Source organism: Solimonas flava DSM 18980 (genome assembly GCF_000426685.1).
Taxonomy (GTDB): domain Bacteria; phylum Pseudomonadota; class Gammaproteobacteria; order Nevskiales; family Nevskiaceae; genus Solimonas; species Solimonas flava.
In genome coordinates, this window is sequence record NZ_AUFV01000015.1 from 95470 (window position 1) to 115416 (window position 19947).

Genomic DNA, 19947 nt, shown 5'->3' on the forward strand with positions numbered 1-19947 from the left:
GTTTGTTGTCGTCTGTCGATGCGCCCCTCCCTGAGGAACGCCCGCAGATTCTAGTCGGCCACGCCGCGAGCCCGACGCCGAGCGGCGCACAAAAACCGCCGCAGCCGACGCAAAAGCCCCGCTCGCGGCGGGGCTGGCGGGCACGGCGCGCAAAGCGTCCGCGGCGAGTGCGTCAGTTTTCCCAGGCGTAGCCGAAGCTCAGCAGGCCGGTGAACGAGTTCGCGTGTTCACGAATGCCATTGTCGAACGACATCTCGTCGGTCCCGAGCATCCAGCGCGCATCGAAGGCCGCCACCAGATGCCGCGCGAAATGCAGCTGCACGCCGGTGCTGAGGACATAACCCAGGCTCTGTTCGTTGTCGTCGTGGTCGTGGTGATAGTCGTCCTCGTAGGAAACGTAGACGCTGGTGCCGGCCAGGGCGGCGCCGACGTAGGGCCGCAACAGGCCCTCGGGCCGCATCAGCCGCAGGCCGACGGCGGCATCGATCACCGAGAAGCTGCCGTCGTAGACACCGAGATCGGGGCGATCGAAATCGTCGGCCGAGATCTGCACGCTGCCCGTGGCGTAGAGCGGCAGCTCGCCGAGCTGCACGTCGGCGAGCACGCCGGCGGCGGCCTGGGAGCGAACGTCGTAGACCGCCCACTGGCTGCCATCGAGATGGCGCCAGCCGAGCCCGCCGCTGACCGAACCGCCCGCTTGCGCGAGCCCCGCGAGCGTCAGTGCCGACAGCGCGGCGATGAACTGCAGGTAGCGCATTTCTCCTCCCGAAGCGATGAACGTGCGCCGGCGGCGCCGCGCGAGTATAGAGACCGATGCGCGCCGCAAAAAAAGACGCGGCGCACAATGGCGCCGCGTCTTCGGGTGAAGCGCCGCTGCGAGCGGATCAGGGCTGCTGCCCGTGCCCCACCACCGACGGCGTGTAGAGCGGCCCGTCCTGGACGGAGAAGTAGTGCGCGAGCGCCTTGATGTCATCGTCGGCGAGCGAGGCGGCCTGCGCCGCCATGATCGGATTCTTGCGCGCGCCGCTCTTGTACTCATGCAGCGCGTGTTCGAGATAGTTCGCGTACTGACCGGCGAGCACCGGATAGGTCGGCGCGATCGGCTTGGCGCCACGCTCGCCGTGGCAGGACGTGCAGACGGCGGCTTTCTGCGGGGCGGCAGCATCGGCCGCGAGCGCCGGAGCAACGGGCATCAGGCCCAGCACGGCAATGGCAATCGAACGCTTCATGAGTCGACCTTTACGGATGCTTGGGCGCGGTGGCGAGGAACGCGGCGATGTCGGCGATGTCCTGATCGGACATGCTCGATGCCTGCGCGTGCATGGTGCCGTGCGGGCGGTTGCCGGACTTGTACTCCTGCAGCGCCGCCGCGAGATACTCGGCCGGCTGGCCGCCGAGCTTCGGCACGCGGTAGGTCGGATACGCGTTGTTGTACTTCGGAATGCCGTGACAGCCCATGCAGGTGTTGGCCTTGACGCGACCGGCCTCGGCATTGCCTTCCGCGGCCTGTGCGGCCGGTGCGGCGAGCGCGAGGGCGAGCGGAGCGGCGAGGGCGAGAACACCCCAACGCGCAGACTTCATGATTTGCTCTCCCCGTAACTGATGATGAAGCGGACAAGTTCAGTCTTACTTATAAGCCGCCCTATGTTCCGGAAATTGCCGGCGCCGGTCAACGCAGCATCCCGCCGCGCCGTCGCGCTGTGCCAAGTCTGGAGCAGGCCGCCGGCGAACTGCTACCCTCGCTCCCCGTCAACCCGTGAACGCCCGCCGTCGATGACCACTCCCCGCTTCCCGCAGGCCGACCGGGCATGGTGAGCCTGATGCGCCTGCCGCGCCCGGCGCGCAATCGCGCGCAGGAATTCGCCGCGGTCGATCTGGGATCGAACAGCTTCCACATGCTGGTCGCACGCAGCGACGGCGGCGAACTGCAGATCATCGACCGCCTGCGCGAACCGGTGCGCCTCGCCGCCGGTCTCGAAGCCGACCGCCGCCTGAGCCCGGTGGTCGCGGCGCGCGCCCTCGCCTGCCTGCAGCGCTTCGGCGAACGGCTGCGCGGCATCCCGTCGTCGCAGGTTCGCGCCGTCGGCACCAACACCATGCGCAAGCTCAAGACCGGCAGCGATTTCGTGCCGGCCGCCGAGGCCGCGCTCGGTCATCCGATCGAGGTCATCGCCGGGCCCGAAGAAGCGCGACTGGTCTACGGCGGCGTCATCCACGGCCGCGGCCGCGCCAGGCCGCGGCGGCTGGTGGTCGACATCGGCGGCGGCAGCACGGAACTGATCATCGGCCGCGGCGAGGAGCCGCGCCTGCTCGAATCGGTCTCGCTCGGCTGTGTCGTGCACACACAGCGCTTCTTCGCCGACGGCCGCATCACGCCGACGCGCTTCGCGCGCGCGCGACTGGCGGCCGCGCTCGAACTGGAATTTCTCGCGCAGCCGTACCGCTACGCCGGCTGGGATCTGGCGATCGGCTCATCGGGCACCATCCGCGGCATCTGGCGCGTGCTGCGGGAGCGCGGCTGGATCGACGAGGACATTACCCGCGCCGGGCTCGAACAACTGATCGAACTCGTGCAGCGCCGCCGGCACGTCGAGGAAATCGATTTCCCGGCGCTGCGCGAAGACCGCCGGCCGGTGTTCGTCGGCGGCCTCGCGGTGCTGGCCGGCGTCTTCGACACGCTGGCGGTCGAGCGCATGGAAAGCTCGGACCGCGCGCTGCGCGAGGGCCTGCTCTACGACCTGCTCGGCCGCCTCAGCAACCAGGACGTCCGCGACGCCGCCGTGCAGGCGATGGCGCGCCGCTACGGCGTCGATGCCACGCACGCGCACGATCTTGAGCGCACCGCGCTGCGCATCCTCGGCCAGGTGTCGCCGGCCTGGAAGCTGGAAGCGCCGGCGATGGCGCAGTTCCTGCGCTGGGCCGCGCAACTGCACGAGGTCGGCCTGGCGATCACGCACAATGGCTACCACAAGCACAGCGAGTACATCGTCCGCCACAGCGACATGCAGGGCTTCTCGCAGACCGACCAGCAGGTGCTCGCCGCGCTTGTGCGTCTGCACCGCGGCAAGTTCGCCGACGACGTGCTGCTGGAACTGCCGGCCAACTGGCTCGAACCGACGCGACGCCTAGCGATCGTCCTGCGCCTGGCCTACCTGCTGCACCGCTCGCGCGCGCCCGGCCTGCGCCTGCCGATTCATGTCGAGGCGACACGCAAGAGCATCGCGCTCGGCTTCACGCGCGACGGCTGGCTGGCACGGCACCCGCTGACGCAGGCCGACCTCGAACGCGAACAGGAATATCTGTCGGCCCAGCCGCTCAAGCTGCGCCTGATCTAGGCCCGCGGCCGGACCGGCCGACGCCACGGGCCGGCTCGGCGTGCGCAGCGCGCGCTACTCCTCCATCAGGCGCTGCTGGATCGGCTTGCCTTCGATCTTCTCGGCGCGCTGGTACGAGCCGTCGGCCTGCAGGAACCAGCTCTGCGCGGTGTCCTGCAGATAGCCGTGCAGGTCGCCGACGATGCGGTCGCGCAGGCGGCGATCGGCGATCGGGAACGCCACCTCGACGCGCTTGAACAGATTGCGCTCCATCCAGTCGGCGCTCGACAGGTAAAGCTCGGGCTCGCCGCCGTTGGCAAAGAAGTAGACGCGGTGATGCTCGAGGAAGCGGCCGACCACCGAACGCACCGTGATGTGCTCGGACAAGCCCTTCACGCCGGGCCGCAGCGAGCACATGCCGCGCACGATCAGGTCGACCTTCACGCCCGCCTGCGAGGCGCGGTACAGCGCCTGGATCATTTCCGATTCCACCAGTGCGTTCATCTTGGCGATGATCTGCGCCGGCTTGCCCTTCTTCGCCAGCTCGATCTCGCGCTCGATCTTGGCGTGAACCTGCTTGGCGAGCGTGAACGGCGACTGCAGCAGGCGGGTGAGCTTGGTGACCTTGCCGAGGCTGGTCAGCTGCAGGAACACCGCGTGCACGTCGTGGCAGATCGCCGGATCGGCGGTGAACAGGCCGTAGTCGGTATACATGCGCGCGGTGCGCGGATGGTAGTTGCCGGTGCCCAGATGCGCGTACTGGCGCAGCCCGCCTTCCTCGCGCCGCACCACCAGGCACATCTTGGCGTGCGTCTTGTAGCCGACCACGCCGTAGACGACGTGTGCGCCGACATCCTGCAGCTGTTCGGCGAGATCGATGTTGTTGGCCTCGTCGAAACGCGCGCGCAGTTCGACGACCACCGTCACTTCCTTGCCGTTGCTCGCCGCCTCGATCAGCGCGTCGACGATCGCCGACTTGTCGCCGGTGCGGTACAGCGTCTGCTTGATCGCCAGCACCTTCGGATCGCGTGCCGCCTGGCGCAGGAACTCGACGACCGGCGCGAACGAATCATACGGATGATGCAACAGCTGATCGCGCTCGCGGATCGCCGCGAACAGATCGGGGCCGGCGAGCGCCTTGGGCACGCGCGGCGTGAACGGCGGGTACTTGAGGTCCGCACGATCGACGAGGTCCGGAATCGCCATCAGGCGGTTGAGGTTCACCGGCCCGTTGACCTGGAACACATCGTCCGGCGTCAGCTGCGCGACGTCCATCAGGTACTGCCACATCTGCTCGGGGCAGTTGTGCGCGACTTCGAGGCGCACGATGTCGCCCCACTGGCGCTGCGAAAGCTCGCCTTCGAGCGCCTCCATCAGATCCTTGGCTTCTTCCTCATCGACCAGCAGGTCGGAGTTGCGCGTCAGGCGGAACTGATAGCAGCCGCTCGCCTCCATGCCGGGGAACAGCTCGTCGACGTAGGCGTGGATCACGCTCGACAGGAACACGAAGTCATACGGCCCGCTGCCGGCGACGTCGCGCGGAATCTGGATCAGGCGCGGCAGTGCGCGCGGCGCCTGCACCACGGCGAAGCCGGTATTGCGGCCGAACGCATCCTTGCCCGACAGCTGCACGATGAAGTTCAGCGACTTGTTGAGAATGCGCGGGAACGGATGCGCCGGGTCGAGGCCGAGCGGCGACAGCACCGGCGCCAGCTCGTTCTGGAAATAGTTGCGCAGCCAGGCATCCTGCTCGGCGCTCCACTCGCTGCGACGCACGAAGCGGATCTTTTCGCGCTCCAGCGCCGGAATCAGCACGTCGTTGAAGACGCGGTACTGCTCGGCGACCAGCGCGTGCGCACGCGTGCTGATCGCCGCCAGCGTCTCGGCCGGCGACATGCCGTCGGCGCCGCGGTTCAGCGGATTGAGCTCGGCCATCTGCTGCAGGCCGGCGACGCGAATCTCGAAGAACTCGTCGAGATTCGAGCTGGAAATGCACAGGAACTTGAGCCGCTCGAGCAGCGGCACCGTCTCGTCGAGCGCCTGCGCGAGGACGCGGCGGTTGAATTCGAGCAGCGACAGCTCGCGGTTGAGGAACAGGTCGGCGCTCTGGAAGCTCAGTTCGACGGGAAGTTCGGGCGGGGTCTTGCTCATCGGCGTTTCCGCGGTCGGGCTGCGGGGCGGCAGAGCGCCCGGATGCAGCGGGAATCGCCAGTCTAAGACAAAGAAGATGAAGGCGGCGTGACGCCGCCGCCGGCGCAAATCGTTGTTTTCCCAGCGCCGCTCAATCCTTGGCGAGCGCGCGGCGGGTCAGGCCCGGATAGCGCGCAAGCAGCCAGCGGTGCTGCATCACGTAGCGCGCGACCTTGGCGATGTCGTGAACGTAGCCGGCGTTGACGGCGCCGCCGATCGCCGCGCCGATCACCGGCACCAAGCCAAGCCCGGAGGCCGAGCGCCGGCCGAGATTGAAGCCGATGCGGTTGGCCAGCGTCTTGAGGCTGAACTGCGCCGCCTCCTTGGCGATCTGGCGTTCGGCGACGCGCTCGATGCCGTCGCGCCACGCCGCCTCCAGCAGATCCGAGGCATGCGTCAGCGCGAACCAGGCGTCGCGCTTCTCTTCGAGCGAGTTCGCCGAGGCCAGCGCGAACACGCCGATCGCCAGGCCCTTGCGCTCCTGCGCCCGCCAGTCCTCGCCGTAGCAGTAGGCGGTGCGGTGGATCGTGCGCAGCGCCACGCCGAGCAGGGCCGGAATGTCGGCCGCGATGCCCGGTGCGCCGGCGAAGCCGAACAGCGCGCCGGCGCTGCCGCCGAGCGCCATGCCGCGCCACTCGACGCGGCGCGCGAGGCGGTCGCATTCGTCGAGCGGCGCCGTGCGCAGCGCGGCCAGATCGTCGACGCCGGCGGCCTTGAGCACGTCGCGCTGCGCCGCGCTCCAGCCGGCGGCGTGATCGAGCCCGTGCAGCACGGCGCGCAGCGCGGCGACCGGGACCAGATGTTGCGCCGCGTAGGCGGCGACCCGGCTCGGCCCGGACAGCACCTGCGTGCCCCAGTCCGGGCTCGCGGCGCGCCAGCGCTCGATCGTGTCCCACTGCGCCTGTTCGTAGGCGTCCGGCTTCCTGCGCTTGCTCATGCGATCACCGTCGGCGTTTTCGCCGATTGTGCCGCGCACGGCGGTTGACCGCACGACGAGGTCTGGCCGATCCTGCATTCCATGTGCCTGATCGCCCTCGCGCTCGACGCGCATCCCCGCTATTCGCTCGTGCTCGCCGCCAATCGCGACGAGTTCCACGCCCGGCCGACGGCGCCTGCCTCGTGGTGGGACGACGCGCCGCAGATCTTCGGCGGCCGCGATCTGCAGCAGCACGGCGGCTGGCTCGCCGCGAGCCGCGACGGCCGCTGGGCAGCCGTCACCAATGTGCGCCGCATGGAGCTGCCCGACCCGGCCGCGCCGTCGCGCGGCGCGCTGATCGCCAACTACCTGCGCGCCGAGACCGGCGCCCAGGACTACGGCGCGTCGCTGGCGGCCGGCGCGCGGCGCTACGCCGGCTTCAACCTGCTGCTCGGCGACCGCCGCGGCGTCTGGTATCTCAGCAACTGGCCGGAATTCACGATGCAGCCGCTCGCCGCCGGCGTGCACGCCGTCAGCAACGCCAGCCTCGATACGCCGTGGCCGAAGCTCGTGCGCCTGAAGTCGCGCGTGTCGCAGTGGTGCGCGGACGCCGAAACCGACACCGGCAGCCTGTTCGCCGCGCTCGCCGACCCGCGCCGCGCCGCCGACGAGGACTTGCCGGATACCGGCATCGGCCTGGAACGCGAGCGCTTCCTGTCGGCGCCGTTCATCCGCAGCGCCGCCTACGGCACGCGCAGCAGCACGGTGCTGACGATCGACGCCGGCGGCCACGCCGGCTTTCACGAGAAGCGCTACGGCCCCGACGCCGCCTATGCCGGCGAGACGCTCGAATACCTGCAACTCGGCTGAGCGCGCGATGGCGAATGCCTCCGCACTGTACTCGGGCGTGCTCGACAGCCCGCTCGGGCCACTGCACGCGGTCGCCGGCGACGCCGGGCTGGCGCTGCTCGAGTTCGCCGAGCCGCAGCGTCTCGACGCCCAGCTCGCCGCACTGCGTCGCCACTTCGACATCGAGCCGCAGCCCGGCGCGCATCCGCTGCTGCGCCATCTCGCCGGCGAGCTCAATGCCTACTTCGCCGGCCAGCTGCGCGCCTTCACGACACCACTGCAGCTGCCGGGCAGCCCGTTCCAGCGCCGTGTCTGGGCGGCGCTGCTGCAGATCCCGTACGGCCAGACGCGCTCGTACGAAGCGCTCGCGCAGTCGCTTGGCGACGGCGCGGCGACGCGCGCCGTCGGCAGCGCCAACGGCGCCAATCGCCTGGCGATCGTCGTGCCCTGCCATCGCGTGCTGAACAAGAGCGGCGCGCTCGGCGGCTACGGCGGCGGCCTGTGGCGCAAGCAGCAGCTGCTGGCGCTCGAGGCGCGCACCGCCTTCGCGCTGCGCGGCTGAGCGGCTGAGCGGCGCTCAGTCAACCGACAGGAACAGGATCGCGCCGACGTAGGTCGAGGTCGTCTCGAAGAACTGGCCGAACGGCACCGCGCCGTAGAAGCCGGTCAGCGCGAAAGTCGCCGAGGGCTGGCCGGGACGCTCGCCGCCCCAGCGCACGCCGGCCAGCGCGCGCAGCTGCGGATCGTTGTCGAAGGCCTCGGCCCACTTCACGTCGAGCGCGGCGAGCCAGTGGCCGCGCAGCACCTTGCGCGCCGGCGCCAGATACTCGATGCCGCCCTGCGCCCCGAGCGCGCCGAGTTCGTCCCACTGCTTGCGCAGCACCCAGACGCCGCCGGCATAGGCGCGCCAGCCCGGCGCCAGCGCGTAGCCGAGCAGCAGATCGGCCGCCTCGTAGCTCAGATCCTGGCGCGGCGGCGCTTCGCCGCTGAGGATGAATTCGTCGCCCAGATGCGAGCTCTGATGGAACAGGCGCAGGCGCGCCGACCAGGCATCGCGCTGCCAGCTGAGCGGAAAGCCGACGTAGTAGTCGCTGTTGACCAGCGCCTGATTGCTGGTGTCCATGTTGAACTGCGACTGGAATTCGGCGAACAGGCCGAGCTGCCAGGCGCCGCCGTGGCCGTCGTCGCGGCGATAGAAGCCGAAGTCGTTGCCGACCGCGACCATCGCGATATTGATCGAACCGGACGCGTTCGAATCGAAATTCACGTACGAGAGATAGTTCAGCGCCTCGATCGTCGCCGCCGCCGGCGCCGCGAACGGCTCGCCGTCCGGCAGCCACTGGCCGTCGGCCGCCCGCGCCGCGAGCGGCGCCGCCAGCGCCAGCAGCGCACCGATCGCGAGAAGACGATGTTGCATGCCGTGAGACTCCCTTCCCGTGGAAGATTTCAGCGCAGGCGCAGGCCGCCGTCGACCGGCAGGATCGCGCCGGTGATGTAGGCGGCGTCGGCGGACAGCAGGAAGCGCACCGCGCGCGCGATCTCCTCGGCGCCGCCGAGACGGCCGAGCGGGATGCGCGCCAGCTCGCGCGCCTGCTCGTGCTCGGCGATGCCGCCGGACTCCGCCCACAGCATGTGCCCCGGCGCGACCGCATTGACGCGCACGCGCGGCGCCAGCTCCAGCGCCAGCGTCTCGGTCAGCGACCACAGGCCGGCCTTCGCCGCGTAATAGGCCGGATAGCCCGGCTGCGGATGCCAGAGCTGCGCGTCGACGATGTTGACGACCGCCGCATCGGCGCCGAAATGCCGCGCGCAGGCCTGCGTCAGCAGCAGCGGCGCGCGCAGGTTCGACGCCAGCAGCTCGTCGAGCCGGGCCGCGCTCAGCGTGCCGAGCGGCGTCGCGAAATAGCTGGAGGCGTTGTTGACGAGCGCGTCGAGCCGGCCCCAGGCCGCGTGCGCGGCGTCGGCGAGCCGGTCCAGCGCGCCGGCGTCGCCGAGGTCGGCGGCGAGCAGGCGCGCCGAGTCCGCGCGCCCGGCGTTCAGCGCGTCGACCAGCGCCTGTGCCTCGTCGCGCGAGCGGTGCGCGTGCACCAGCACGTTCCAGCCGGCGGCGTGCTGCAGGCGCGCGATCGCCGCGCCGATGCGCCGTGCGGCGCCGGTGACGAGCACGACCGGCGCATTCGTGCGCGAATCGTCGAGCGGTTTCATGTCCTGTCCTTTATTCTTGCGCGTCACTTTCACTCCCGTCCGGCTCGCGCATCGTGGAATCCCTGCTCAACGTCATCTGGCTCGGCATCATCGAAGGCATTACCGAATTCCTGCCCATTTCCAGCACCGGCCATCTGCTGATCGCCGAGCACTGGCTGGGGCATCGCTCGGACCTGTTCAACATCGGCATCCAGGCCGGCGCCATGCTCGCCGTCGTGCTGATTTATCGTCAACGGCTCTGGGACCTGACGCTGCACTTTTCGCAGCCCGACAACCGCGACTACTTCCTCAAGCTCAGCGCCGCATTCCTGATCACCTGCGCCGGCGGCTTCATCGCCAAGAAGCTCGGCCTGACGCTGCCGGAAACGGTCGCGCCGGTGGCCTGGGCGCTGATCGTCGGCGGTTTCGCGATCCTGCTGATCGAGCGCCTCGCCGAGCGCATGCCGCTGCGCGAGGACGTGACCTGGAAGATCGCGATCTGGGTCGGCCTCGCGCAGATCCTCGCGGCGGTGTTCCCGGGCACCTCGCGCTCGGCGGCGACGATCTTCGCGGCGATGCTCGCCGGTCTGTCGTCGCGGCCGCGCGCCACCGAGTTCGCGTTCCTGGTCGGCATCCCGACCATGTTCGCGGCCACCGGTTACGAAATGCTGAAACTGGCCAAGACCTCCGCCTTCGGCGAGGAGAACTGGACCGAGTTCTGGGTCGGTTTCTTCGTCTCGGCCGTGGTCGCCTTCATCGCCGTGAAGTGGCTGCTGCGCTACGTGCAGGTGCACCGCTTCACGATCTTCGCGTGGTACCGCATCGTGCTCGGCGCCGGCCTGCTGCTGTTCCTGCCGGGCTGAAGCCGCCGGCGCAGCGTGAAAAAGGGGTCCGGAAACCGGGCCCCTTTTTCGTGGCGCCTCAGTCGGCCGCCGCCGCGTGCACCGGGCCGTGCGGGCGACGCGCCATCCAGACGAAGACGATCGAGATCAGACACAGCCAGCCGCAGATCCAGAAGAAGTCGAGCGCCGACATCAGATAGGCCTGGCCGCCGAGCACATGCGTCAGCGCGCCGAGCGCCTGCGGCTCGCTGAGGCCGCCGGCCTGCAGCGTGCCCAGCGCCTGCGTGAGGCTCGGATCGTAGACGCTCGACGCCTCGGCGAGCCGCGTCTGGTGCAGCGCCGCGTGGCGGTCCCAGAACGTGGTGACGATCGAGGTCGAGAAGCTGCCGGCGGTGATGCGCAGGAAGTTCGACAGGCCCGAGGCCGCCGGCACCTGCGCATCCGGCACGCCGTCGAGCAGGATCGCCAGCATCGACACGAAGAACATCGACATGCCGATGCCCTGCACCAGCAGCGGCATGACGTAGGCGCCGAAGCTGGCGTCGGCGGTGTAGCCGGCGCGCATGAAGTACGAAATCGCGAACACCACGAACGCGGCGGTCGCGAACAGACGTGCGTCGAACTTGCCGATGTTCTTGCCGATCAGCGGCGACAGCAGCACGGCGACGACGCCGCTCGGCGCGGCGACGAAGCCGGCCCAGGTGGCGTTGTAGCCGAGCCAGGTCTGCATCCACAGCGGCTGCAGCACGACGGCGCCGAAGAAGATCGCGTAGCCGAGACACAGCGCCAGCGTGCCGATCGCGAAGTTGCGGTTCCTGAACAGCGACAGGTCGATGATCGGATGCTTCTCGCCGAGCTCCCAGATCATGAAGGCGATGAAGCCGACCAGCGCCACGACCGCCAGCACGACGATGAACGTCGACGCGAACCAGTCCTCGTCCTTGCCCTTGTCGAGCATGATCTGCAGCGAGCCGACCCAGACCACGAGCAGCGCCAGACCGATGCTGTCGATCGGCAGCTTGCGCATCGGCGTCTCGCGATGCTTCATGCCCTGCCAGCAGACGAAGGCGCAGAACAGGCCGACCGGCACGTTGATCAGGAAGATCCACGGCCAGGAGTAGTTGTCGGATATGTAGCCGCCGAGGATCGGTCCGCAGATCGGCGCGACCAGTGTCGTCATCGACCACACGGCGAGCGCGGCGCCTTTCTTGTGCGGCGGGAAGATCGAGATCAGCAGCGCCTGCGAGCCCGGAATCATCGGCCCGGACACGGCGCCCTGCAGGACGCGGAACGCGATCAGCGACGGCAGGCTCCAGGCGATGCCGCAGAGGAACGAGGCGATCGTGAACAGCAGCACCGACACGACGAAGGTGCGCACCACGCCGTAGCGCTGCATCAGCCAGCCGGTCAGCGGCACCGAGATGCCGTTGGCGACCGCGAACGAGGTGATGACCCAGGTGCCCTGATCGCTCGATACGCCGAGATTGCCAGCGATCGTCGGAATCGAGACGTTGGCGATCGTCGTGTCGAGCACCTGCATGAAGGTGCCGAGCGCGAGCGCCGTCGCGATCAGGCCGCGCGCGCCGTTGAGATCGGCGGCCGGCGCCGGACTGGCGGCCGCGGCGCTCACGGCGCGGCGCGGCCGCCGTTGCGCGCGATGATCCCGGCGATGCGCTGGTCGACCGCCGCGTCATGCTCTTCCGAGGCGATGACCTGCTGCGGACCGCTGCGCACCTGCGTCGCCACCAGCGTGCCGGAGGTATCGTGCAGATCGACGGTGGCGGTCATCGACAGGCCGACGCGCAGCGGATGCACGGCAAGCTCCTGCGCATCGAGCGCGATGCGCACCGGCACGCGCTGCACGATCTTGATCCAGTTGCCGGACGCGTTCTGCGCCGGCAGCAGCGCGAACGCGGCGCCCGAGCCGGCGCCGAGGCCGGCGACCTTGCCGTGATAGCGCACGCTGCGGCCGTAGAGGTCGGCGTGCAGCTCCACCGGCTGGCCGATGCGCATCTGCACCAGCTGCACTTCCTTGAAATTGGCGTCGACCCAGGCGTTGGCGAGCGGCACCACCGCCATCAGCGGCGCGCCGGGCGCGATGCGCTGGCCGACCTGCACGCCGCGCCGCGCGACGACGCCGCTGACCGGCGCGCTGATCCGCGTGCGCTTCAGCGCCAGCGCGGCCTCGCGGACTTTGGCGGCGGCGGCGAGCACCTGCGGGTGATCCTCGACCGTGGTGTTCTCGGTCTGCGCGATATTGGTCGCCAGATCCTCGCGGCTGGTCGCCAGGGCCGCTTCGAGCTGCGCGACCTGATCGCGAGCATGCTGCAGTTCCTCGGCCGAGACGCCGCCGTCGGCGGCCACTTCAAGACGGCGCTTGAGATCGCCGCGCGCGGCCTGCAGGGCCACCTCGCGGGCGCGAATCTGCGCGCGCAGCCCTTCGGACTGCGAGTACAGGCCGCGCACCGAGCGCACCGTGCGCGCCAGCTCGGCCTCGGCGCCGGCCAGCGCGACTTCGGCGTCGGCCGGATCGAGCTCGACGAGCACCTGACCGCGCTCGACGTGCTGGGTGTCGTCGACGTGCAGCGCCGTCACCGTGCCGGCGACTTCGCTGGTGATCTGCACCAGATCGGAGGCGACGTAGGCGTCGTCGGTCGACTCGTAATAGCGGCCGTGCACGAACCACCAGGCGCCGTAGCCGCCGAGCGCGAGCACGACGATGAGGGCGAGCACCAGCATCCGTCGGCGGCGGGCGCCGTTGGCCGGCGAGGAGGAAACGGGATTCGGCTGATTCATGACGGGACTCCGGCGGCGACGTCGGTGTTCGGCGGGGCGGGATTGAAGCTGCCGCCCAGCGTCAGCAGCAGCGAGACGCGGGCGATGACGAGGTTGGCGTTCAGGGTGACGAGTTCGCGACGCGCGTCGAGCACGCTCGACTCGGCGTTGAGCACGACGAGCTGCGACGACAGGCCGGCGCCGTAGCGACGCTGCGCGAGCGCGTAGGCCGCCTCGGTCGCGTCGAGACGCGCGCGCGCCTGGACGATCTGGCGGCCGAGCGAATCGACCAGGCTGAGCTGGTCGGCGACGTCGCGCACCGCGCTCAGCACGGTGTCGTTGTACCGGGCGATCGCGTCGTCGAGTTCGGCGCTCGCGCCGAGATAGCCGGCCTTCAGACGCTGCGCATCGAAGATCGGCAGGTGCAGCGCCGGGCCGACGCCGTAGACCTTGCTGCCGGCATCGAACAGATCGTCGAGGCCGACCGCCTGATAGCCGGCGAAGGCCTTGAGGCTGATGTCCGGAAAGAACGCCGCCCGCGCCGCAGTGCGGCCGGCGGAAGCGGCCTCGACGCGCGCCCTGGCGGCGAGCACGTCGGGCCGGCGCGACAGCAGATCGAGCGGCAGCGCGTCCGGCAGCGGCAGCGCCGCGTCGAGCGTCAGCTGCGGCCGGCCGATCGCCGCATAAGCATCGGCGCCGTGACCGGCGAGCGCGGCCAGGTTATGGACCGCCAGCTCGCGCTGGCTGTCGGCCTGCAGACGGGCGCTGCGCGCCTGCGGCAGCGCCGCTTCGGCGGTCTTCAGCTCGACCTGCGTATCGAGGCCGGCGCGCACGCGGCCCTGGGTCAGCTTCAGCAACGTCTCGCGCTGGCGCAGCGCCTGCCCGGCGATGTCGGCGAGCGCATAGGACTGATAGAGCTGCACGTAGGCGTGCGCGATCGACCCGGACAGCGCGAGACGCGCCGACACCGCGTCGAGCTGCGCGGCCCGCGCCTGCGCGCGCGCCTGACCGAGCAGCGCCGCCTGGCGGCCCCAGAAGTCGAGATCCCAGTTCAGATTCAGGCCGACCTGGCCGAGCCAGGCCATGTTGCCGCCGCTGGCGGCGAAGCCGTACTGCGCCGGCGGGTAGATGTAGTTCTCCGACAGGCGCTGGCGGCTTTCATCGCCGTCGAGCGTCACGCCCGGACGCAGCGGTGCGCCGGCGGCCAGTGCCTGCGCCTGCGCGCCGCGCACGCGCGCCAGCGCTTCGGCGAGGCTCGGATGCTGCGCCAGCGCCTGCTCGACGAGGCGGTCGAGCTGCGGGTCGCCGAACACCGTCCACCAGCCGTCGGCGGCGTGCGGCGCGGCGGCGCCGGCCAGGCCGAGATCCGCGGCGGCGAGCGCGGTCGGCTGCGGCGCGTCGTCCTTCGGCGGCAGCACGCAGCCGGCGGCGAGCAGCACGCCGGACAGCGCCACGGCGCGCCAGGGCAGAGGGGTCATGTCGAATCTCCGGCGACCGGGTCCGGCAGGGCATTGCAGGCCTGCAGTCCGGTCAGCAGCTTGTTGAGCAGGCGCGTCAGCTCGGCGAATTCCGCCCCGCTGAAACCGCTGGCATTGAGAACATCGTTGAGGCGCGCGACGACCTGCGGCAGCAGTTCGTCGAGCTTGCGCTCGCCGGCTTCGGTCAGCCGCAGCTCGACGACACGGCGGTCCTGGCGGCTGCGCCGCCGCTCGACGTAGCCGTGCTCTTCGAGATGATCGAGCATGCGCGTCACCGCGCCGTTGTCGTGGCACATCGAGCGGCACAGATCGCTCGCCGTCAGCGCCTGCCCCTCGCGCAGCTTCAGCAGCGCGATCCACTGCACGAAGCTGATGTCATGCTGCGCGAAGATCCGATCGCCGCAGCTGTGCATTTGCGTGTGCGCCATCTTCAGCAGATAGCCGAGACTGGCGCGCGACGTGAAGCTGGCGGGGTCGTAGAACATCGTGCTCATCGGGTTTTACCGCTGCAGGGCAGTCTTTGCTCCGGCAATGTTTGCCGCGGCAAATACTGCACTCGCAGGAATTTAGCTGTCAAGTCTGACAGCTTCGCCTCAGGAGCCCGCGCTTGCGCCCTGGCATTTGCGTCGGCATTCGCACCGGCGGAGGCGCCGGCGGACGCATCGACGAAAGCGGCATCCGGCCAGTCCCGGGCGATCGCCCGTGTGGTGCGCATGAACTCCGCGGACGCTCGCCTTCCCTGCGCGCATTCGCCGCGCCAGGCGACGCCGATGAAGCACCTGGCAGCTCCCGCACGCTGCCGCGCCAGACACGCCAGACGCGGCGGACGCGGCGGACGCGGCGGACGCGGCGGACATCGAGCCGCCGCCGGCGTTCCGCGTCGAGCAGATCGAAGCCGGGATCGTCGCGCTGGTGATGGGCTATCTGCAGCCGTCCGGCTTCAGGCCGGCGGCGCCGCCCGCGCCGTCCGCCAGCGCTTGAGCGCGGCCGCGCGCAGTTCGCGCAGGCGCGCGCCGATCGCCGGCCCCTGCAGATCCGGCGCCTGCGCCAGCACGTCGCGCGCCTGCAGCGCCGCGGCGATCGCGCGCGCCTCGCGCAGGTACGGCGCCTGCGGATAATCGGCGTCCTCGAAGCCGAGCCGACCGCGCGCGTCGGACAACGCCGCCTGCAGCACCTGCTCGAAGCGCTCGCCGGGACGGAACGCGTGCAGGCGTTCGAGCAGCTCGACCAGCGTCATCGGCCGCAGTTCCAATGCGCGATGGATCAGCAAATGCTCGCGCGTGTGCACGACGGCGAGATCGCGGTATTCGGCCGGCACCCGCAACCGCGTCGAGAACGCCTCGACCAGCGGCACGCCGCGCACGTCGTGCAGGCGGTGCGACGGCCATTCCGCGTGCGGTGTCAGCGCCTTGCCGAGGTCGTGGACCAGCGCCGAGTAGCGCACCGGCAGGCCGTAGCCGAGCCGTGCGGCGACGTCGATGCACAGCAGCGTGTGCACGAGGCTGTCGACTTCCGGATGGTAATCGGCACGCTGCGGCACGCCGGACAGCGCCGCCAGCTCCGGCAGCACGCGCGCCAGCGCGCCGCAGTCGCGCAGCGTGGTGAAGAACACGCTCGGCGCGGCGGTCGCCAGCGCCTTCTTCATTTCCTGCCAGACGCGCTCGGGCACCAGGTGATCGACCTCGCCGCTGGCGACGATCTGCCGCAGCAGCGCCTGCGTCTCCTCGGCGACGTGGAAGCCGAGTGGCGCGAAGCGCGCCGCGAAGCGCGCCAGGCGCAGCACGCGCACCGGATCTTCGACGAAGGCTTCGGAGACGTGGCGCAACTGGCGCGCCTGCAGATCGCGCAGGCCGCCGTACGGATCGACCAGCGTGCCGTGCTCGTCCTCGGCGATCGCGTTGACGGTCAGATCGCGGCGGCGCAGGTCGTCCTCGAGCGTGACGTCCGGGCCGGTGTGGAAGGCGAAGCCCTGGTAGCCGCGCCCGGACTTGCGCTCGGTACGCGCCAGCGCGTGCTCCTCGCCGGTCTGCGGATCGAGGAACACCGGAAAGTCCTTGCCGACCGGCTTGTAGCCGCGCGCCGCCATGTCCTCGGGCGTGCTGCCGACCACGACCCAGTCGCGTTCCTGGACCGGCAGGCCGAGCAGGCGGTCGCGCACCGCGCCGCCGACCAGATAGCGGCGGAAGCCCGCGCTCACGGCCGGCGCACCGGCTGCAGCAGCTCGTCGAAATCGCGAATGCGGCCGGTGGTCTGCCAGTCGTGGACGGCGATGTGCCAGGCGATGCGCTGCACGTAGCCGCGCGTCTCGTTGTACGGCACGTTCTCGATCCACACGTCGGCATCCATCGGCGCCGGCGGCAGCCAGCGCGCGACCGCGTTCGGGCCGGCGTTGTACGACGCCACCGTCAGCACGAACTGGCCGTCATAGCGGTCGGTCATCTGCCGCAGGTAGGCGCTGCCGAGGGTGACGTTGAGCTCGGGATCGAACAGGTCCTCGCGGTCCGGCTTGTGCAGGCCCAGCTTGCGCGCGACGTCGCGCGCGGTGCTGAGCTTGAGCTGCAGCAGGCCGAGCGCGTCCGACGAGGACGCCGCGCGCGCCAGGAACAGGCTTTCCTGGCGCATCACGCCGTAGATCCAGGCCGGCGGCAGATCGGTCTGCCGTGCCGCGTGACGGATCTGCTTGTCGTAGGCGCGCTTCGGGTAGAGCTGGTCGAGCGCGTCGCTGGCGTCCGTCTGCGACAGCAGTAGCACGGTCTGCCAGTGCCAGCCCCAGTGCGATGCGAGCAGTGCGGCCTGCACGCGCGCGGCTCCGTCCAGCTTCTGTGTCGCCGCGCGCCACTCCAGATTGGCCCAGTCGATCTCGTCGACGTAGTACAGCTCGCGTGCGCGCAGCAGCGCGGGGTCCTGCAGCAGGCGCTGCTGCACGTCGGCGGCGGCCACGAGCGCGCGGCGCCGCGGCGTGTAGCGTGCGCCGAGCCGCCAGGCTGCGAGCACGCTGTAGTAGCCGTTGTCCTGCGCCAGCGGCGCATAGAGCGCGCGCGCTTCGTCACCGCGGCCGAGGCGCTCGGCGACGCGTGCGCGCCAGTAGGTCCAGCGCGGCTCGGCGGCCATCGCCGCCGGCAGCGCCTGCAGCCATTGCCCGGCCTGCGCCCACTCGCCGCTCCACAGCGCGTTGCGGATGCGCCACTCGTGCACGCGTTCGTCGACGGCCTCGGCCGGCAGCTGCCGGAAGTACGCGAGCGCTTCCGGCGCGCGGCTCCAGGCCAGACCCAACGCCACGGCGCGCGTCAGCTCGTCGTATTGCGGCGGCGGCAGACGACCGGCACCGAAGCGCGGCAGCAGCGCTTCGGCGGCCGCGGTATCGCGCCGCGCCAGCTTCTGGAAAGCGGCGCTGAGCGCCGGCCATTCGACTGCGGCCTGCGGATCGGCGGCCAGCGCCGCCAGCGCGTCCTGCGGATCGTCGAGCAGGCGCTGCCATTGCCGCAGCGGCGCGGCGCGCTCGGCCGGCAGCGACGCGATCAGACTGGCGGCGAGCGAGCCGTTGCCGTCGGCGAGCGCCTTGCGCGCGCGCTGCTCGGCAGCCTCGGCGGTGATCGCGCCGCGGTCCTGCAGCCACTGGAACGGCGCGACGCAGGCCTGCGGCATTTGCGGCGCCTCGCGCCAGAACGCCAGCAGTTCGTCCTGCCATGCGCCCGGCTGCGGGCGCGCCGGATCGGCGCCGGCGAGCCGCGCCTGCCAGCGATAGCAGACGAGACGCGGATCGGCGTCGCCGCGGTCCTGCGCGAGCAAGGCCGGCCACTGCGCGCGCTGCGCGAGATCGAGCAACCATTGCCGGCGCAGTTCGCGCGTCACCGGCAGATCCGGATTGCGGTCGAGGAAGTCCGCGATCGCCGCGTCGAGCGCGCCGGGCTGCGCGCGCGGCAGCTGCGCCTGCAGGCGCGCCGCCTGCAGATACGGATACAGCGCGTAGTCGCGCAGCGCGCGGCGATCCTCGCCGTCCGCCACGCGGCCGGCGCGGGCCTCGGCGAGCGCGGCGCGGAACTGATCGCGCAGCGCCGTCGCATCGCCGGCCTGCGCCGACACGGCGAGCAGGCTGCCGGCCAGCAGCACGAGGCTTTGCAAGATCTTCATGGTCATCCTCGACTCGCGGCGCTCCATGGTAACGGAGGCGGCGCGCGCGGCGGACTCGGCCGCAGCGGCGCCCTTCGCGTTCACGGGCACCTAGTCGGCCTGCGGCATCGGCTCGTCGGGCAGGAAGCGCACGCCTTTCATGCCGCAGGCGAGGATCGCGTCACGCAGCTGCACGACGGCCTGGCGGCGCGGGAAGGTCTTGCGCCAGACCAGCGCGATGCGCCGGTGCGGACCGGGCGGCACGAACGGCTTGGCGATCAGGCCGGCGCGATCCTCCGGGCGGTTCTCGGCCGAGGACTGCGGCAGCACCGTGATGCCGAGACCGCCGACGACCATGTGGCGGATCGTCTCCAGCGAGCTGCCGGACTGCGGCTGCGGTCCGTCGCGATCCGGATCGACGCACTTCGGGCAGGCTTCGATGACCTGCTCGCGGAAACAGTGTCCGGGCCCGAGCAGCAACAGCTTCTCGCCGGCGAGCTGCCGGGCCGGGACCGCCGCGGCCGAGGCCCAGTGATGATCGGGCGGCAGCAGCACGACGAAATCCTCGTCGTAGACCGGCCAGGCCGACAGGCCGTTGAGATCGATCGGCAGCGCGACGCAGACCACGTCGAGCTCGTTCTCGCGCAGCTGTTCGAGCAGCTTGGCGGTGAAGTTCTCCTCGATCACCAGCGGCATCTGCGGCGCGCGCTCGCGCAGCAGCGGCACCAGACTCGGCAGCAGATACGGCCCGACGGTATAGATCGCGCCGAAGCGCAGCGGGCCGGCCAGCTCGTCCTGGCCTTCGCGCGCCAGGTCCTCGATCAGGCGCGTCTCGGCGAGCACGCGCTTGGCCTGGGCGATGATGCGCTCGCCGATCGGCGTCGGCCGGGCTTCGCCGCGATTGCGCTCGAACAGCAGGACGCCGAGTTCGTCCTCGAGCTTCTTCAGCGCGACCGACAGCGTCGGCTGCGACACGAACGAGCGCTCGGCGGCGCGGCCGAAGTGACGTTCCTTGTCGAGATTGACGAGATAGCGAAGTTCAGTGAGGGTCATGCTCTCAAGCTTAACCGAGCGCTGCGCCGCGGGCCGCCGGCCCGAAGGCCGGCTTACATGAACTGCTCGTTGCCGACGATGCCGATGTTGGTGACGCCCAGACGCTGGGCGTCGGCCAGCGCCGCGGCCACGTATTTGTACTCGACCAGCCGGTTCGGGCGGATGTGGAATTCCGGCTGCTGCGGCTGCGCCGCCGCCGCCACGAAGCGCGATTTCATCGTCTCGCGGCTGATCGC

Annotated in this window: 19 protein-coding genes; 4 read left to right on the forward strand and 15 right to left on the reverse strand. The window is 70.5% G+C overall.

Features of this window, described 5'->3' with window-relative positions; translation table 11 throughout:
* Positions 1-172: 172 nt before the first annotated feature.
* The 3 genes from K343_RS0115750 to K343_RS0115760 all read right to left on the reverse strand — a co-directional run bounded on the left by K343_RS0115750 (position 173) and on the right by K343_RS0115760 (position 1581).
* Positions 173-757, reverse strand: coding sequence for an outer membrane beta-barrel protein (locus K343_RS0115750; protein ID WP_028008892.1), 585 nt, complete (start codon positions 755-757; stop codon positions 173-175).
* A 127-nt stretch (positions 758-884) separates the two neighbouring features.
* Complete coding sequence (locus K343_RS0115755) at positions 885-1229, reverse strand: c-type cytochrome (RefSeq protein ID WP_028008893.1); 345 nt, start codon at positions 1227-1229, stop codon at positions 885-887.
* Positions 1230-1239: 10 nt separating this feature from the next.
* Complete coding sequence (locus K343_RS0115760) at positions 1240-1581, reverse strand: c-type cytochrome (protein ID WP_028008894.1); 342 nt, start codon at positions 1579-1581, stop codon at positions 1240-1242.
* 239 nt (positions 1582-1820) lie between these two features.
* Here K343_RS0115760 and K343_RS0115765 point away from each other — a divergent pair, with 239 nt between their 5' ends.
* Entirely contained in the window at positions 1821-3335 is a 1515-nt protein-coding gene (locus K343_RS0115765; RefSeq protein WP_043112954.1) for a Ppx/GppA phosphatase family protein, read from the forward strand.
* A gap of 54 nt (positions 3336-3389) precedes the next feature.
* Here the strand turns inward: K343_RS0115765 and ppk1 are convergent, their stop codons facing one another.
* Together ppk1 and K343_RS0115775 are read right to left on the reverse strand one after the other, a co-directional pair.
* On the reverse strand, positions 3390-5465 hold the full coding sequence (ppk1, locus tag K343_RS0115770; RefSeq protein WP_051278554.1) for a polyphosphate kinase 1: 2076 nt from the start codon (positions 5463-5465) through the stop codon (positions 3390-3392).
* 130 nt (positions 5466-5595) lie between these two features.
* Positions 5596-6441 (reverse strand): EcsC family protein, encoded by an 846-nt coding sequence (locus tag K343_RS0115775; RefSeq protein WP_161628907.1) that lies wholly within the window; start codon positions 6439-6441, stop codon positions 5596-5598.
* Positions 6442-6522: 81 nt separating this feature from the next.
* On the opposite strand from K343_RS0115775, the gene K343_RS0115780 reads away from it, so the two are divergent.
* The gene (locus K343_RS0115780) at positions 6523-7290 is read left to right on the forward strand and encodes an NRDE family protein (protein WP_028008898.1); all 768 of its coding nucleotides are present in this window, start codon (positions 6523-6525) and stop codon (positions 7288-7290) included.
* Positions 7291-7297: 7 nt separating this feature from the next.
* Complete coding sequence (locus K343_RS25215; RefSeq protein WP_051278556.1) at positions 7298-7831, forward strand: methylated-DNA--[protein]-cysteine S-methyltransferase; 534 nt, start codon at positions 7298-7300, stop codon at positions 7829-7831.
* 15 nt (positions 7832-7846) lie between these two features.
* Here the strand turns inward: K343_RS25215 and K343_RS23620 are convergent, their stop codons facing one another.
* Complete coding sequence (locus tag K343_RS23620) at positions 7847-8686, reverse strand: DUF1207 domain-containing protein (protein WP_028008899.1); 840 nt, start codon at positions 8684-8686, stop codon at positions 7847-7849.
* 29 nt (positions 8687-8715) lie between these two features.
* Positions 8716-9474 carry an SDR family oxidoreductase gene (locus K343_RS0115795; protein WP_028008900.1) on the reverse strand — a complete coding sequence of 253 codons (759 nt, stop codon included), beginning with the start codon at positions 9472-9474 and terminating at the stop codon, positions 8716-8718.
* Between the two features lie 53 nt (positions 9475-9527).
* Between K343_RS0115795 and K343_RS0115800 the strand changes: the two genes are divergently transcribed.
* The gene (locus tag K343_RS0115800) at positions 9528-10316 is read left to right on the forward strand and encodes an undecaprenyl-diphosphate phosphatase (RefSeq protein WP_028008901.1); all 789 of its coding nucleotides are present in this window, start codon (positions 9528-9530) and stop codon (positions 10314-10316) included.
* Positions 10317-10374: 58 nt separating this feature from the next.
* Here K343_RS0115800 and K343_RS0115805 read toward each other — a convergent pair whose 3' ends face one another.
* The 8 genes from K343_RS0115805 to K343_RS0115845 form a co-directional block, all read right to left on the reverse strand.
* Positions 10375-11925 (reverse strand): DHA2 family efflux MFS transporter permease subunit, encoded by a 1551-nt coding sequence (locus K343_RS0115805; RefSeq protein ID WP_028008902.1) that lies wholly within the window; start codon positions 11923-11925, stop codon positions 10375-10377.
* The gene (locus K343_RS0115810) at positions 11922-13091 is read right to left on the reverse strand and encodes an HlyD family secretion protein (RefSeq protein WP_028008903.1); all 1170 of its coding nucleotides are present in this window, start codon (positions 13089-13091) and stop codon (positions 11922-11924) included. Before K343_RS0115810 ends, K343_RS0115805 begins: the two co-directional genes overlap by 4 nt.
* Positions 13088-14548 (reverse strand): efflux transporter outer membrane subunit, encoded by a 1461-nt coding sequence (locus K343_RS0115815; protein ID WP_028008904.1) that lies wholly within the window; start codon positions 14546-14548, stop codon positions 13088-13090. The genes K343_RS0115810 and K343_RS0115815 overlap by 4 nt, the downstream gene beginning before the upstream one ends.
* The gene (locus tag K343_RS0115820; RefSeq protein ID WP_028008905.1) at positions 14545-15042 is read right to left on the reverse strand and encodes a MarR family winged helix-turn-helix transcriptional regulator; all 498 of its coding nucleotides are present in this window, start codon (positions 15040-15042) and stop codon (positions 14545-14547) included. Before K343_RS0115820 ends, K343_RS0115815 begins: the two co-directional genes overlap by 4 nt.
* Before the next feature lie 446 nt (positions 15043-15488).
* Complete coding sequence (locus K343_RS0115825) at positions 15489-16745, reverse strand: multifunctional CCA addition/repair protein (protein WP_028008906.1); 1257 nt, start codon at positions 16743-16745, stop codon at positions 15489-15491.
* The gene (locus tag K343_RS0115830; protein ID WP_028008907.1) at positions 16742-18679 is read right to left on the reverse strand and encodes a lytic transglycosylase domain-containing protein; all 1938 of its coding nucleotides are present in this window, start codon (positions 18677-18679) and stop codon (positions 16742-16744) included. The genes K343_RS0115825 and K343_RS0115830 overlap by 4 nt, the downstream gene beginning before the upstream one ends.
* A 90-nt stretch (positions 18680-18769) precedes the next feature.
* Entirely contained in the window at positions 18770-19711 is a 942-nt protein-coding gene (locus tag K343_RS0115840; RefSeq protein WP_028008908.1) for a hydrogen peroxide-inducible genes activator, read from the reverse strand.
* Between the two features lie 53 nt (positions 19712-19764).
* A partial coding sequence (locus tag K343_RS0115845) for an ExbD/TolR family protein (protein WP_028008909.1) occupies positions 19765-19947 on the reverse strand: 183 nt, incomplete at its 5' end.

Excerpts from the sequence above, each read along its gene's own strand:
- K343_RS0115750 (WP_028008892.1), bottom strand. The coding sequence starts at position 757 with ATGCGCTACCTGCAGTTCATCGCCGCGCTGTCGGCACTGACGCTCGCG.
- K343_RS0115755 (WP_028008893.1), bottom strand. The coding sequence starts at position 1,229 with ATGAAGCGTTCGATTGCCATTGCCGTGCTGGGCCTGATGCCCGTTGCT.
- K343_RS0115760 (WP_028008894.1), bottom strand. The coding sequence starts at position 1,581 with ATGAAGTCTGCGCGTTGGGGTGTTCTCGCCCTCGCCGCTCCGCTCGCC.
- K343_RS0115765 (WP_043112954.1), top strand. The coding sequence starts at position 1,821 with ATGCGCCTGCCGCGCCCGGCGCGCAATCGCGCGCAGGAATTCGCCGCG.
- ppk1 (WP_051278554.1), bottom strand. The coding sequence starts at position 5,465 with ATGAGCAAGACCCCGCCCGAACTTCCCGTCGAACTGAGCTTCCAGAGC.
- K343_RS0115775 (WP_161628907.1), bottom strand. The coding sequence starts at position 6,441 with ATGAGCAAGCGCAGGAAGCCGGACGCCTACGAACAGGCGCAGTGGGAC.
- K343_RS0115780 (WP_028008898.1), top strand. The coding sequence starts at position 6,523 with ATGTGCCTGATCGCCCTCGCGCTCGACGCGCATCCCCGCTATTCGCTC.
- K343_RS25215 (WP_051278556.1), top strand. The coding sequence starts at position 7,298 with ATGGCGAATGCCTCCGCACTGTACTCGGGCGTGCTCGACAGCCCGCTC.
- K343_RS23620 (WP_028008899.1), bottom strand. The coding sequence starts at position 8,686 with ATGCAACATCGTCTTCTCGCGATCGGTGCGCTGCTGGCGCTGGCGGCG.
- K343_RS0115795 (WP_028008900.1), bottom strand. The coding sequence starts at position 9,474 with ATGAAACCGCTCGACGATTCGCGCACGAATGCGCCGGTCGTGCTCGTC.
- K343_RS0115810 (WP_028008903.1), bottom strand. The coding sequence starts at position 13,091 with ATGAATCAGCCGAATCCCGTTTCCTCCTCGCCGGCCAACGGCGCCCGC.
- K343_RS0115815 (WP_028008904.1), bottom strand. The coding sequence starts at position 14,548 with ATGACCCCTCTGCCCTGGCGCGCCGTGGCGCTGTCCGGCGTGCTGCTC.
- K343_RS0115820 (WP_028008905.1), bottom strand. The coding sequence starts at position 15,042 with ATGAGCACGATGTTCTACGACCCCGCCAGCTTCACGTCGCGCGCCAGT.
- K343_RS0115830 (WP_028008907.1), bottom strand. The coding sequence starts at position 18,679 with ATGAAGATCTTGCAAAGCCTCGTGCTGCTGGCCGGCAGCCTGCTCGCC.
- K343_RS0115840 (WP_028008908.1), bottom strand. The coding sequence starts at position 19,711 with ATGACCCTCACTGAACTTCGCTATCTCGTCAATCTCGACAAGGAACGT.